This is a genomic window from Gemmatimonas sp. (genome assembly GCF_036405635.1).
Lineage (GTDB): Bacteria > Gemmatimonadota > Gemmatimonadetes > Gemmatimonadales > Gemmatimonadaceae > Gemmatimonas.
This window is the reverse complement of sequence record NZ_DASWXE010000142.1, coordinates 17,339-31,610: the sequence shown is the minus strand read 5'-3', so window position 1 is coordinate 31,610 and position 14,272 is coordinate 17,339. Positions and strand designations below refer to the sequence as shown.

General features: G+C 66.9%; 14 protein-coding genes. 4 read left to right on the top strand and 10 right to left on the bottom strand.

The window, feature by feature from the left end; all coding sequences use genetic code 11:
• Window positions 1-201: 201 nt before the first annotated feature.
• The 10 genes from VGE27_RS11925 to VGE27_RS11880 form a co-directional block, all read right to left on the bottom strand.
• Window positions 202-2,076, bottom strand: a complete 1,875-nt coding sequence (locus VGE27_RS11925; protein WP_331049882.1) for a secretin N-terminal domain-containing protein — start codon at window positions 2,074-2,076, stop codon at window positions 202-204.
• Between the two features lie 44 nt (window positions 2,077-2,120).
• Window positions 2,121-2,702, bottom strand: a complete 582-nt coding sequence (locus VGE27_RS11920) for a hypothetical protein (protein ID WP_331049881.1) — start codon at window positions 2,700-2,702, stop codon at window positions 2,121-2,123.
• On the bottom strand, window positions 2,699-3,262 hold the full coding sequence (locus VGE27_RS11915; protein ID WP_331049880.1) for a hypothetical protein: 564 nt from the start codon (window positions 3,260-3,262) through the stop codon (window positions 2,699-2,701). The genes VGE27_RS11920 and VGE27_RS11915 overlap by 4 nt, the downstream gene beginning before the upstream one ends.
• Window positions 3,259-4,422, bottom strand: coding sequence for a PilN domain-containing protein (locus tag VGE27_RS11910; RefSeq protein ID WP_331049879.1), 1,164 nt, complete (start codon window positions 4,420-4,422; stop codon window positions 3,259-3,261). Before VGE27_RS11910 ends, VGE27_RS11915 begins: the two co-directional genes overlap by 4 nt.
• Window positions 4,422-5,333: a hypothetical protein gene (locus VGE27_RS11905; protein WP_331049878.1), complete on the bottom strand. Its 912-nt coding sequence runs from the start codon at window positions 5,331-5,333 to the stop codon at window positions 4,422-4,424. The genes VGE27_RS11910 and VGE27_RS11905 overlap by 1 nt, the downstream gene beginning before the upstream one ends.
• Entirely contained in the window at window positions 5,330-5,989 is a 660-nt protein-coding gene (locus tag VGE27_RS11900) for a type II secretion system protein (protein WP_331049877.1), read from the bottom strand. Before VGE27_RS11900 ends, VGE27_RS11905 begins: the two co-directional genes overlap by 4 nt.
• Window positions 5,986-6,342: a hypothetical protein gene (locus VGE27_RS11895; RefSeq protein ID WP_331049876.1), complete on the bottom strand. Its 357-nt coding sequence runs from the start codon at window positions 6,340-6,342 to the stop codon at window positions 5,986-5,988. Before VGE27_RS11895 ends, VGE27_RS11900 begins: the two co-directional genes overlap by 4 nt.
• Window positions 6,339-6,890, bottom strand: coding sequence for a type II secretion system protein (locus VGE27_RS11890; RefSeq protein WP_331049875.1), 552 nt, complete (start codon window positions 6,888-6,890; stop codon window positions 6,339-6,341). Before VGE27_RS11890 ends, VGE27_RS11895 begins: the two co-directional genes overlap by 4 nt.
• Window positions 6,891-6,905: 15 nt before the next feature.
• Complete coding sequence (locus VGE27_RS11885; RefSeq protein ID WP_331049874.1) at window positions 6,906-7,682, bottom strand: hypothetical protein; 777 nt, start codon at window positions 7,680-7,682, stop codon at window positions 6,906-6,908.
• Window positions 7,683-7,752: 70 nt separating this feature from the next.
• Entirely contained in the window at window positions 7,753-9,036 is a 1,284-nt protein-coding gene (locus VGE27_RS11880) for a S41 family peptidase (protein ID WP_331049873.1), read from the bottom strand.
• A 321-nt stretch (window positions 9,037-9,357) separates the two neighbouring features.
• On the opposite strand from VGE27_RS11880, the gene tal reads away from it, so the two are divergent.
• Genes tal through VGE27_RS11860 form a run of 4 tightly spaced genes read left to right on the top strand, consistent with a single transcriptional unit; the run spans window position 9,358 to window position 14,196 of the window.
• The gene (gene tal / locus VGE27_RS11875; protein ID WP_331049872.1) at window positions 9,358-10,485 is read left to right on the top strand and encodes a transaldolase; all 1,128 of its coding nucleotides are present in this window, start codon (window positions 9,358-9,360) and stop codon (window positions 10,483-10,485) included.
• Between the two features lie 14 nt (window positions 10,486-10,499).
• On the top strand, window positions 10,500-11,984 hold the full coding sequence (gene pyk, locus VGE27_RS11870) for a pyruvate kinase (protein WP_331049871.1): 1,485 nt from the start codon (window positions 10,500-10,502) through the stop codon (window positions 11,982-11,984).
• Window positions 11,985-12,007: 23 nt separating this feature from the next.
• Window positions 12,008-12,811, top strand: a complete 804-nt coding sequence (locus VGE27_RS11865) for an MBL fold metallo-hydrolase (protein WP_331049870.1) — start codon at window positions 12,008-12,010, stop codon at window positions 12,809-12,811.
• Complete coding sequence (locus tag VGE27_RS11860) at window positions 12,808-14,196, top strand: glucose-6-phosphate isomerase (RefSeq protein WP_331049869.1); 1,389 nt, start codon at window positions 12,808-12,810, stop codon at window positions 14,194-14,196. Before VGE27_RS11865 ends, VGE27_RS11860 begins: the two co-directional genes overlap by 4 nt.
• Window positions 14,197-14,272: the final 76 nt, after the last annotated feature.

Here is a 14,272-nt window from a genome sequence, read left to right as displayed (position 1 = left end):
GCTGGCGACAGTGCACCAGTGCCCGCCACGCGTGCGACTCCCTCCTGCACATCGAGCGGCAACACCGCGTGCTCGTCGAGCCAGCGCGCCGGAAATCGGCGGGCCAGCGGCGCGGCCGCGGCAGCACGCAGGTCTCGTGCGTCGCTCATGAGCGCGTGACGATCGGTGTGATGATCGACGGGAGGCCGATTGGCGCAGGCATCAGCGCGGCGGCGGGCGACGGGTGAGCGGCGTGTCGTCGAGCGATCCGGGGGACCGGTCTTCCATGCGCTTGCGAATACGCTCGCGAATGCTGTCGGCATCCGCGTCCGAACGCACGAGATAGGGCGTCACGAAGATCGCGAGCTCGGTGCGCTGGCGGGTGGACGATTGCCGCTTGAAGAGCGCGCCAATCCACGGGATGTCCTTGAGCAACGGCAATCCCTGGTCCTGCGACGTGCGTGTCTCGCCGATCAGGCCGGCGATGACGGCGGTCTGGCCATCACGCAGCACCGCGCGGGTGCTGGCCTCGCGCGTGGAAATCACTGGTGCACTGAGTGCCGCGGCGACAGTCTGCGGAGTGAGTGAACTGACCTCCTGCAGCAGCTGCACGCTGATGTAGCCATCGTCGTTGATCGTCGGAATGATGGCGAGTTTGGTGCCTACGTCCTGATACTGCACGGCGCGGTCGATCGAGACATCGTTGCCGAGTCGCGTGGACGAGATGAAGGGCACTTTGCTACCCACGAGGATCGATGCCTCGCGGTTGTTGGCTGCCATGATCTCCGGTGTGGCCAACACTTGCACTTCGGAACGTGAGGCGATGGTGCGCAGCAATGCGCGCACACCGGTGCCATCGAGGCGTACCACGCGCAGCAGCGCCGAGGTGGAGCCGGTGTCGGGAATCTCCGGGTTCCCGAACTGCGCCTGCACATCACCGCCGCGATTCACCGCAGCCCAGTCGATACCGAACTCGAAACCACGCCCGAGTGCGATCTCGGCGATCGTCACTTCGAACAGCACCTGCGCCGGACGGATGTCGAGCGCTTCAATGGTCTCGCGCAGCATCGGGAAGTTGGGCGGTGCCGTGCGGATGACGAGGGCGTTGGTGGGCGTGTTGGCCACCACGGTGGTGCGTCCCACCAGCAATCCCGCTGCCGAATCGCGCGCCGCTGTCGCTCCCGCTGGTGCCGTCTGTGCGGCGGTATTGGCGGTGCCACTGAGAGGCTGCCGCGTGCGGAATGTCTCCTGTTCTCGCGAACGGAACGTATCGAGCGCACGCGAGAGCGAACGATCGGACAACGAACCCGCACCCGAGTTGGCCACCTGTACGCCATACAGTGAGCCGATGGCGGTCGCCATCTCCTCGGCGGAGGCGTACTTGAGATTCAGCACGTACGTGCGCAGTCCGGACTCGCCACTGGGCGCCGCATCGAGCGTGCGCAGCAGGTCGAGATAACGCGCCATGTTTGCCCCACGGTCCACCAGCAACAACGCGTTCGAACGCGCCACGATCTCCACGCGTGCACCCTTGGCCAGCACGGCCCGCAAGGCATCAGCGCCTTCATCGGCACGAATGGACTGTAGTGGCACCAGCTGTGATACGAGCCCCAGTGGCGGCGGGTCGGGGAACGTGAACCCCGTGCGCAGCGTGCCCGTCATGGGCGCCTTGTCGTTGGGCATCACCTGCGCCACGGTGCCACTCGACACCAGCATGAGTCCATGTGCCTCGAGCACCGATTCGAGCACGCGCTCCAATTCGGACGTGCTCACGGCGCTGGGCGTGGCGAACGTTACGCGCACATCGGGGATGTCGCTCAGAATCACCGTGCGGCCAAGCATGGTGGCCAGCGTGCGGATCACGTCAGCGAGGCGCGCGTTGGCAAAGTCGAGCGAGTTGCCGGGCTGCCCACGTGTGGCCGCTGCGGAATCCGCGGCGGTCCTGGCCCCACCACCGGTGGTGCGTTGTGCGCCGAGCAGGCCCGGCGAAGCCGATAGCAGTGATGCCATCAGCAGCGCCCACACCCACGAGGACATGCGCGTGTTGGTCATGTGCCTGCTGGTCATGCGCCTGCTGGTCATACGGACATGATACATGTCCGGCTCCGGCTGAAGGGAATTGCTGCCACGAAGAAGAGACATCACGGGCGCGGGGCGCTGGAGTCGGATTGAGGCTGTCGTTGCAGGCGAAGCGTGCGAACTCCGCCGGCTGAGGTCAGCACGACATGATCACTGCCGATACTGCGGACACGATAGGCGCCGAGACGTTCACCGGGTGCCAGCAAGCGCGGAGCTGCGGACGCATCGTCACCGGCGTTCGCGAGGCGCAACAGCGCGCGCGACTGTCCATCACGGATCACGATGCCCTCCAGCACGGGTTCCGGCGAGTCGACGGCGCCATTCACACCGGCGTCCATCGCGATGCCTGCGCCGTCAGCTGGTGCGTTGGCATCAAACAGCCCCGGCGCCACGAAGGCCACGCGCGGCGCGCGGCGGGTCGCGCTGAAGAGATTGGTGTTCACGATCGATTCGGTGTCTTCCCGGCCGAACGTGGGCACATCGGTATCAGGAACGGGTTCGGATGAGGCAGACGCCGCCGCAGGCAAGTGCGGGGCAACTGGCTCCATGCTGGTGCCCACGGGCAGCACCACGAAGGCCACGCCCGCGATGGCCAAAGCACCGGCCAGGCCCTGCAACAGCGGCGTCATGTCACGGCGCATCATTCGATCACCACCGGGGCGCGTACCGCCATCGTCACCTGCACGACGTCGGGTGCACCACGCAGCGCACTGTTCTGCTGTACGGTGAGTGCAGACGGCACCACCACACGCGGGCCATGGGTGAGCGTGGTGAGCAGTGTGGCTAGTCCACGTACATCACCGTAGGCTGACACCGTGCCACTGGCCGCTCCGGTGCTGTCGAGCGCCGGTGCGATCTCCACTCGCGTCACGACCATGCCGGCCCCTTCACTGGCTTCCTGCAGCAAGGCTTGCAGGGCATTCGTGGCCAGCGATGCCGATGCCGCATGCAGCGCTCGGCGTGGTGACTCGGAGAGCACGCGCTCTGCATCAGCCGCGGCTGAGTCGAGCGCTGCAGCATGGTCGATGAGCCCCCGTAGATTGGCCACCCGGTCCTGCAACGCCGCGATCTGTCGCTGTCCATCGCGCCAGCGACGGGCGGTCGGCACCACGCCATAACTCAGGAGCGCACTCACGACGAGTACCACGACCGCGCCGACTATAACACGTCGCTCGCGTACATCCCGCGAAGTCGTCGCGCTCATGGCGTCGCTCCTGTGGCGGCCGGTGTCGTTGCATCGGTATTCGGTGTCACGCGAAACCCGAGAGAAAACGAACTCCGCGCGCGACCACCGTCCATGAAGCGGGTACTGGGCGCCAACGACTGCACATCGACGATGGCGGGGTCGGCGTCGAGCAGCGGCACCAGACGCGACACATCCGCCGCACTGCCGTCGATGCGCCAGCGCTCGCCGTTCCACTCGAGTCGCTGCACAAAGGCATCGGGTGGCACGAGACGACCCAACGCACTCAGTACGGTGAGCGGCGATGAACCGGTGCGCGATGCCCGGGAAGCGTCATCGAGGATGCGTTGCTCCAGCAGCGCCGACATCAACCGCGACTGGGCCGCACGCGGTCCGCCGGCCTGTGCCTCGAGCTGCGCCCGCTGGGTTTCCAGCGCGGTAATCATCCTTGCCTGACGATAGGACATCGCCCACACACAGAACAGCAATGCGGCGGCGACCATCGCGCCGGCGCGCCATCGGCGACTGCGGTCGCGACGCACCAGTCGGCTGCGCAGTTCTGCGTCGAGCAATTGGTTGGCAAGCGTCACGGCGCCGCGCGTACCGAGCACGCGCGCGCAGGCGGCCACATCGAGCGGAGCGCGCTCGTCTGCCCTTGTCTCTTGGGCGGCACGCGAGCGTCGTACCTCACCGATGCCCGCCGCGGACACGACTATGGTGCCGATCTCACCAGCGGCGGTCGGTACACGCCAGGTACCGCGCAATCCCGCCATGCGCACGGCCGACGGAAGCGCCATCACCGCGCCGACGGGAGCGATGGTGCCAAAAGCATCCCACCACCGCTGCACCAGCGTGGCCTCGCAGGCGAATGCCCAGGCGCCGTCGACCGACGCGGCCACGGGCCCGACCAATACGAAGAATCGTTCGTGATCGGCTGCCACCATACGCTGGCGCACGTCATCGCCCACCGGTGGCAGCTCCGGTCGCGCGGCCTCGAGAAAGGCGAGGCCAATCAGCAACGTCAACGACTTCGGCGCACCACCATCTGCCCGCAACACCGCCGACACCGCTTCGATCACGCGTTCGGGATGATGCGGTTCCCACGACACCGTGCGCGTCGCGCCCGTGACTGGCAATATGACGACCCGGTCCTGCTCCAGCATCAACGTGGCGGCAGGCATCAGCGGCTCACCTCCCGCCAGCGCACCAAGCGCAGCTCAGACTCTTGCACGGCAAACACCGCTTGAATCTCGCGCGTGAGGGGGGCGCCCTGTTGCCAGCCTCGCGCCACGATCACCACCCGCGTCGGGCGATCACTCAGCGAACCACTCGCCGCTGTGAGCACGGCCGGCGGTGCATGACGACGGTCGATCGTGCCGTCTCCATCCACCGTGAGCAGGTCGGCCACCGGAGTGAGCACGCGTGCGTCGTCGCCCAGGAATGCCTGCACTTCGTCCAAAGATTCGAAGGGGTGCCGCACACCGCGCCCCATGGTGGTTCCGGTGAACAGAGCGCGCAGCGAATCCCGCGCCCGCAGCGCGTCGTCCTGCGGCGATGGCAGCGCCAGAGGCTGCGCGGAGGACTGTGCTGCGCCCGTCTCTCCACGCACCCGGGCATCGAGGCGTTCCGCAATACGGCGTGCCACACCGGCGTCGGCCACGGTGCGCAGCAATGACTCGATCCCTTCCGCGCCGGCGTTGTTGATGTCGAGTCGCGCGCTGGCATTCACCACGGTAGCCGCGAAGACACCATCGTTCAGAGAGTCCTCGACCAGGGCGCGCCCCGCATCACTCGACGCAAAGAGGGAGGCGAACGCGCCATCCACCGCGAGTGAATCGGTGATGGTTGCCCGCGCCGCGGCACCAAGACGTTCTTCGATCGCTGCACGCGCGGCGATGACACCACTTTCGGCCATCAGTCGGGCCACCGTCTGCGCACGACGGTTCGATGCGATCGACGCCGAATTGCGCGCCCGCTGGCCCGCCATGGCGGTCAGCGTCGCGAGAATGGCAATGGCAAACAACGTGGCCAACAACGCTGTGCCGCGTCGGGCACGTCTCCCCGTGCCGGAGAGTCCACCACTTTGGCTCACGGCGTCGCTCCACTACTCATTGCATCGAGCCCGACCACCAGCGGTGGCGGCACACGCAACGACGATCCCGTGGTAGGCACCGTGCGGTCGGCGCCTGCCGGTTGCCACTGCAACGACACCGCCGCCGGACGGGTTTGTGCGAGTGGCCAGTCGGCGCGCCATTGTGCAGCGCCATTCGCGGTGGCCGGTTCCAGCACAGCAATCTCGAGGCCGTGCACATCCGCGATGCGCGCAACGAGTGTCTGTGACGCTGCTGAAAGTGCGCCCGGTCGCTGCAAGGGCGTGGCACGCAGCACCACATCGGTGGAGTCCTGCGTGATCACCACGTCCCACACATCGCCGGTGCCGAACGGTTCGCGCACACCCTGGGAGAGGAATCGCAACTCCTGGCCATCCGGCGTGACGTGGACGGCCAACAGCGCCCGATCGACACGCTCAGCAGCCGGCGGGTGCCGCAACATGTCCACAACGAGCGCACGCCACCGGGCTTCGGATTCGCCATGCGCGGCAAAATCCTGCTGTGATTCGGACGTGCGCCGCGCGGCCCAAATGGCACTGGCCGCGACGCCTGTCGCCATCGCTGTGAGCGACAGCGCGATCACCAGTTCCATCAGCGTGAAGCCAGCGCGCGCGCGTATGCGAGAAACGCGACTCATTGGCTCGGCCCTCCACGCACACCGGGGGCGCCACCAGCACTGGCATCGACCAGGCGCGTGAGGCGCACGATGCGACCGTGCTCGTCCTGCACCGATACCTCCACGCGCTGCAGGCCCGTACCGGCCCGGTACGGCGTGCGCTGCACTGACGGAAGCGTCACGTCGTCCGAACCCGTCGCCGGCAGCACACTGCCCGTGGCAGCCGTTTCCATAGCCGTCTCCGCCCGCGACAGGGCGTCCGACATCGACGCGGTGCGGCGCTGCAGCGCGGCTGCGCCATGCGTGCCCTCGAGACAGGCCACGGCGACGACGGCCAGAATCACCGTGGCGAGCAGCGCCTCCAGCAGCGTCACGGGGCACCGCCTTCGGGAAGAGCCAGCCAACGGCAGCGCGTCAGGTCGAACGCACGCATGTCCGTCATCGCGGTCCCCGAGACTGGCCGGCAAGAACCGAGCGGATCCACTTCGATCGCGAAACCCGCGGCGGCTGTTCCTTCGGTCGATGCTACGAAGCCCGACGCGATCGTGTCGGGCGTGTTCACGGCCGCCGCCCGCAGCAGCCAGTGCCCGTCATCCCGCATCTGCAGTGCAAGCCGTTCACCACGTGCCACGGCCAGGGTGCGGGCGCGGGCCACCACGGCGTCGATCGTGGCAGGCGAGTCTCCCGCGCCACCCTCGCGCGGCCACCACATCGCCGTGGCCAATGCCGCTCCGATCCCCATGATAGCGATCACGACCAACAGCTCCACCAGCGTGAACCCACCTGGATGGGCACGCCCGACACACGCTCCAACTCGAGTGTGCGCGTGATCACAGGTTGCGGATGGCGTTGTGGGCACATCCGCACAATCTCCGATCACGACGGGGGATGTCAACAAACCGGAGCACTCCCGGCGTGACATCCCACCGCGATCACCCTACTTCCTGATCAGCGGCTTGACCGCATCGGGTACCGAGAAGGCGGTGTCAGGCACGTCGTTCACCGAGACCTCGTTGATCTTGAGCACGATCTTCGTGGGCCCCACCGTCGCTTCGCTGCGCGTCGGAAACTTGCGACCGCCAAAGTCCTTGTAGTCGCCGAGCACGGTGACCATGGTCGTGGTGCCCATCGCCGATTCCTGCGTGGCTTCCGAGCCGATCAGCAGCCCGCTGGTGGCTGAGAAGTACTGGGTGCTCTCCTTGCCCGAGCCCTTGCGGGTGAACTTCACCTGATAGGCCTGCTCACCGGCAAAGGTCACGAGACCGACCGTTTCCATCTTCGAGAAGCGATCGGGGTCCATCATCAGGTTGCCGTAGAAGTCGGCGGCATCGCGGGCGTCCACCAGTTCCTTCTCCTCGAGCAGGCGCGGACCCTGCATGGGATTCACCTGCCACGCGACCTCGCCGTTGGTGCCCGAAATGATCTCGCCGATCCCCGCGATGCTGGCCTTCATCGACATCTTGTTCGGCGCAGCCGCGAAATTTTCCGCCTGAGCCTGAAGACCCATCGACGGCATTTCCATGACGCCCACCTGACGCACCGACTTGAGCGACTTGAACGCTTCGGCGCCACCGGCCGCGGCCAGATGCTTCGCGACCAGGTCTGTCGCAGCCGGCAACGCCTGTGCATGCAGCGCCGGGGCCGTGACCAGCGCGGCGAAGGTCGCCGCCATGGCCAGCGTGCGAAGCGAAAAGCGAGGCGAAGTGCGAACCATCGGGGAACGCCGCATCTGCAGCATATCGAGCTCCAACTGGATGACGGAAATCAGGAACTGCGCGAACCGTTCAGGGAACGGGATGACGCGGGGCGCGCTGCGCCGCCCAGTGCAGGGCGGCCTGCAGCGCGGGATCGCGCCCTTCAACCAACGCCCGAACTGTGGGCGGAGTCACATGATCGGGTAGGACACCAGCTCCCTCCACCGGGGTTCCGGTGGGCCCCAGAAAGTCGGCAATGGCGTGATACAGGATGTCGCCATTGGGAAGCCGTTCAGGCACCGAGGGCAGGGCCTGCCCAGCGGTACGGGTGCCGAAGACGGTGGCGCGCCGATGTCCCTGAAGGCCGCCCGCAAAGATCTCGGTGGTGCTGGCCGAGAGTTCGTCGACGACGAGAGCGAGCGGACCGGCAAAGGGCTTCACCGCTCGGGAGCGCGTGTCGACCCGGCGCGGATTGGTCACCATGCGCAGGGTCGCGCCACGCTGATGCATCGTGCCCAGGCTCAGCACGCTGTCCACGAAGTGGCCTGCGATGCCCATCGACATGCCGCCCACGCCACCTAGGTTGCCCCGCAGGTCCAGCACGATCGCATCGGCCGTGCGGAGGGAGTCCATGGCCGCGTCGAACTGGGCACTCAGCACCGGCATCCAGGTGTTGAAGGTGATCACCCCGATGGTTCGCCCGTCCTGCCGCACCCGCTTCCACTCCAGATGCGCCGCCATCGGCGGCAGGTTACCGAACTTGGTGATCGTGCCTGACGGCGGGGCAAAGGTCAGCGTGCGGGAGACGAACTGATGCCGTCCGTCGAGCATCGACACCACGATCTGGTCGCCGTCGCCGCCATCAAGCAAGCGACTGGCCAACTGGAAGGCGCGCAGCGCCACATGACGCGGATCAGGATCGGTGCTCAGCGCGGCGAGCCGCGGGGCCAGGGGACAGCCATCCACCGCTTGCACGGTCCAGCCGGGCCGGATCCCCGCCGTCCACGCCGGACCACCGCTGTCGACGGCTGTAAGTACCATGGCCCCATCGAGATAGCGGAACTGCCAGCCCAGCGAACCGCCACCGCCCCGCACTGCCCGGCCAGACGTCGTATCCGCCGCGCCGTCGGCGTCGGCGTACTCCTGCGGAATGATCGCGAAGTGCGACTGCCGCAATCGACCCACCATTTCCGCCAGCACCAGTCGGAGCTCGCCGCGGTTGTGCGCCGCTGCGGCACGCGGGCGCAGCTCCTCGCGGAGGGCACGCCAGTTGACACCGTTGTACGTGGTGTCCCAATGCGTGCGGGCGATGATGCTCCACGCGGTGTCGAACACGGCGACGCCGTTCACCGCCGGTTCTGCGTGACGAGACACCGAGGTGGCCATCGTGACCTGTCCGCAAGAGGACGGGATGGGCTCGACGCGCTGGAATACCGGGGCACAGGCTCCCACCAGAGCGGCCGCGGTAGCCAGGGGCAGGCCGAGCCGGGCAAGGTGACTGGGCCAGTGAGCTCTCACGAGGGTCATGAAGGTCAAGTGTATCACGGCACGGGAGACAGATGGGAACACGATCGTAGTAGATTTGTAGGGATTGGCGCTGTTTCAGTAACGACACCGGCTCCTCTCGACCCGAGGTCGTGCATCCCATTAGGATGCATGGTTGTGTCGCAAACGCCCGTCGCCCTTTTCCCCGTCATGTCCACACGCCTTCACGCGCTGCACGCAGCCGGCCAGTCGCTCTGGCTGGATTACATCGACCGTGTCATGCTCTCCAACGGAGACCTGACCCGCCGGATCGCCGAAGATGCACTCACCGGGATGACCTCCAACCCGACCATCTTCGAGAAGGCCCTGGCCGAAGGCGCGGCATACGATGCGCAGTTGGCCACCGTGGATCCGGCGCTGAGCGATCGGGACGCGTTCTTCGTATTGGCCTCCACCGACGTGCGGGCGGCTTGTGATGCCTTCCGCGGTGTGTATGAGACGACGGCCGGCGTGGATGGATACGTCTCCCTCGAAGTCTCACCCGACCTGGCACGCGACGCGGCCAGCACCGTGGCCGAAGCCCGTCGCCTGTGGGCGATTGTCGACCGGCCCAACCTGATGATCAAGGTGCCTGGCACGGTCGAAGGCGCGGAAGCCATCCGCACCCTCATCGCCGATGGCATCAACGTGAATGTCACGTTGCTGTTCTCCATCGATGCCCACGCCAGAGTCATCGAAGCCTACATCGCTGGCCTCGAAGCGCGCGCCGCCGCTGGCTTGCCAGTGAACAACGTGGCCTCCGTGGCCAGCTTTTTCGTCAGCCGTGTCGACTCGGCCATCGACAAGCAGCTCGCCACCATCGCCACGACGTCCGACGCACCGGCCGAAGTCCTGGCCCTGCAGGGCAAGGCGGCCATCGCCAACGCCAAGCTGGCCTACCGTCTGTTTCAGGCCTCGTTCTCCGGTGCCCGGTGGAGCGCACTCTCTGCACTCGGCGCCCGTGTGCAGCGGCCGCTCTGGGCCAGCACGAGCACCAAGAATCCGGCGTTCCGCGATGTGCTGTATGTGGAGGAACTGGTCGGACCGGACACGGTCAACACGCTCCCGCCGGCCACACTGGAAGCGTTTCGCGATCATGGTGAAGTGCGGCAGTCGGTCACCGAGAACGTGGCTGATGCCGATCGTTCGCTCGCAGCGCTCGAAGCGCGCGGCGTGTCGTTGCAGGCAGTCACCGACGTCCTGCTCGCCGAAGGGCTCGCGTCGTTCGAACAATCCTTCGTGACGCTGCTGGACGGTCTGTCCAAAAAGCGTGCGGCACTCGCCGCACCCGCGAACTGATGCCGATTGAACCGATGACCATCCCCCGTACGGGACCTGAACGCGCAGCCGTTGACGCGACCGCGCCCGAAACGCCCACGAACTTCCGGCGCCCGCATGTGCCGCGCACCAAGATCGTCGGCACACTCGGCCCGGCCAGCAACTCGCCCGAGGGCATCCGCGCGCTGATCGACGCGGGCCTCGATGTGGCGCGCATCAACTTCTCGCACGGCACGCACGAAACGCACGAGCGCACCATCAAGGCGGTGCGCGAAGTGGCCGCCGCCGCAGGGCGCCCCGTGGCCATTCTGGCCGACCTGCAGGGGCCGCGTATTCGCATCGGCGTACTGCCGGGCCCCCGCGAACTCGAAGTCGGTTCGGAAGTCGTGCTGGTGCCCGAGGACGTGGCCAGCGGCACCGAGATCCCGATCACCTACGCGGACCTGCACCACGATGTGAACCCGGGCAACCGCGTGCTCATCAACGACGGCCTGTTCGAGCTCGTCGTGACGCGCGTGGAGAGCCCACGCGTGTGGGCCACGGTGGTGCACGGAGGCACGCTCACGAGCAACAAGGGGATGAACCTCCCCGGCATCGCCGTGTCGGCGCCTTCGCTGACGGAGAAAGACCGGGCCGATCTGGCGTTTGCCGTGTCCCACGAGCTCGACATGATCGCGCTCAGCTTCGTGCGCCGGGCGCAGGACATCGAAGAGCTGCGCGCGCTGATTCCGCGCACCATGCTCATCGTGGCCAAGATCGAGAAGGACGTGGCCCTCGAGAATATCGAGGAGATCATGCGCTCCACCGATGCGGTCATGGTCGCCCGTGGTGACCTCGGCGTGGAGCTGCCGTTCGAAGAAGTGCCGATCGCGCAGAAGAATATCATCGCCACGGCCAATCGGATGGGTCGTCCGGTGATCACGGCCACGCAGATGCTGGAGTCGATGATCGACAATCCGCGCCCGACGCGTGCGGAAGCCAGTGATGTGGCCAACGCCATCATCGATGGCACGGACGCGGTGATGCTCTCCGCCGAAACGGCGGCCGGTCATCACCCGCGCCTCGCCGTGGAAGCGATGCGCCGCATCATCAAGGAAATCGAGATTCACCCGGCGGCCATTCATCCGCGCAAGTTCGAGCGGCGCGTGCTGGCCGGCGTGAACACCGAGGAAGCCATTGCCGCAGCCACGGTGGCAGCGGTGCGCATGCTCGATGCGCCGTTGGTGGTGGTGTTCACGAAGAGCGGCTTCACGGCGCGCATTGTGGCGTCGCACCGCCCCAGTGTGCCCATTCTCGCGCTCACCGACGAGCCGCGGGTGTGCCGTCAGCTCGCGTTGGTGTGGGGCGTGGTGCCGCGACTGGTGCCCACAGCGCGTGGCTACGACCACATGGTGGCCATGGCTCTGCGCGAGGCGCTCGATCTCAATCTCGTCACCAAGGGCGACCGCGTGCTGGTGACCGCCGGCGTGCCGTTCGACGTGCCGGGCACGACCAACCTGCTCAAGGTCGAGACGGTGTGACCCACACCGCGCGGACTCCCGGGATGCGTCTCATCTTCCTGGGGACCGGGACGAGCTTCGGCGTGCCGCAGATTGGTTGCGCGTGCGCCGTATGCCGCTCGGATGACCCGCGCGACAAGCGCACACGTTGCGGTGCCGTCATCGAAGTGGACGGCCCGCATGGTAGCGTGCGCCTCCTGATCGACACGCCGCCCGAGTTGCGTCTGCAGCTCGTGGCGGCCGGTGTGGCTTCGGTGGATGCGGTGCTCTACACGCATGAACACGCCGACCACATCCACGGCATCGACGATCTGCGTGCGATCACCATTCATCGCGCCAGCCCGTTGCCGCTGTACGGTGAACCGCACACACTCGCCACGCTCGCCGCGCGATTCCCGTATGTGGTCGATCCGGCCATGCGCCCCATGCCCGGCACGACCCGCCCCGAAGGCACGCCCGTGGCTATCACACCGGGCGTGGCGTTCGATGTACAGGGCGTGGCGGTCATACCGTTCACGGTGCCCCATGGCCGCACATCGGTCACCGCATATCGGGTGGGCGACATCGGCTATGTGACCGATGCGAAGACATTGCCGCCCGACGCATTGGAGACGCTGGCCGGCGTGCGCGTGCTGGTGCTGAACGCTCTGCTACGTCACCCCCACCCGTCGCATCTCTCCATCGCCGAGGCCATCGACATGGCACGCCTGGTGGGAGCCGAGCGCACGTTCTTCACGCACCTCACGCACGACAACTTTCATGCGGCGCTGGCGGAGGAATTGCCGACCGGCATCGCACCGGCACACGACGGCCTGGTGGTCCATCTCCCCGAGCGATCGCACTCATGACCCTGACACTCGATTTCACCAACATGATGGCGGGCGCGCTGCCCAACGGTGCCGGAATCACGGAGTCGGAGTGGCGTGACGCGGCGGTCCGGTTCAGGGCCGCTCACGCAGAGGTGATGGCGAAGCAGGAGCAGTTGGGGTTCCTGCACCTGCCCACCAATGACGACCTGCTGCGGGCCAGTGTGGCTGTCGCGCAGGACACCCGCGGCCGTTTCGACGACGTGTTGCTGCTCGGCATCGGTGGCTCGGCGCTCGGCCCCATCGCGTTGCGCACGGCGCTTTGTGCCCCGCAATGGAACGCGCTGACCGCCGAACAACGCGGGGGCAATCCCCGTCTGCACGTGCTCGACAACGTCGATCCGGCCACCATTGCCGCCACGCTGGCGCGTCTCGACCTGTCGCGCACACGGGTGCTGGTCGTGTCCAAGTCGGGTGGGACGGTCGAGACCATGGCGCAGTATCTCATCGTACGCGAAGCCCTCGCGCAGGCCGTTGGCGAAGAGCAGGCGCGTGCGCACCTCGTGTTCGTGACCGATCCCGAAGTCGGCTCACTGCGGCGCATTGCGCGCGCCGAGGGCATCACCACGCTCGACATCCCGTCCAATGTGGGCGGCCGCTTCTCGGTGTTCTCGCCGGTCGGCATCCTGCCGGCGGCCATCATGGGTATCGACGTGCGTGCCCTGCTGGGCGGCGCCGCGCATGTGACGCTACTGGCCGAAGGCGATGATGTCGCGCGCAACCTGCCTGGCGCCTTTGCCGTGCTGCAGTGGCTGTCGGATACGCGTCATGGCCGTCGCATCCAGGTGCTCATGCCCTATGCCGATCCCCTGCGAGATCTCGCGCTGTGGTTCGTGCAGCTGTGGGCCGAGTCCCTCGGCAAGATCCTGCCCGACGGCACCTCGGTGGGCCCGACGCCTTTGCCGGCGCTGGGTGCCACCGATCAGCACTCGCAGGTGCAGCTGTTCATGGAGGGCCCGCACGACAAGACGGTGACGTTCATCGCCGTGCGCGGTCGCACCGACGAGGGGCGCATTCCGGCCCGCCATACAGACATCCCCGAGCTCGGATATCTTGGCGGGCACACGCTGGGCGAGCTGATCGACATCGAGCAGCGGGCCACGGCGGGTGCGCTGGCGGCCCGAGGCCGATTCAATGCCACCCTGCACATCGATGCGATCGACGCCTGGCACCTCGGCGCCCTGATGCAGACGTTCGAGCTGGCTACAGCCTATGCGGGCGCACTGTACGGCATCGATGCTTTCAACCAGCCGGGTGTGGAGCTGGGCAAGCAGTTTGCCTATGCGATGCTGGGGCGTGCTGGCAGCGAGGCCGCCCGTGCGGAGTGGGACGCGCTCCCCAAGCCGGATCCCCGTTGGCGGTTGTGATGTGACCCGTCACGGGGCGAGTTTGCGCCCTGACGGGCTTGCCGCGCGACTTCGTTTGGTGGGATGTTAGGAGGGT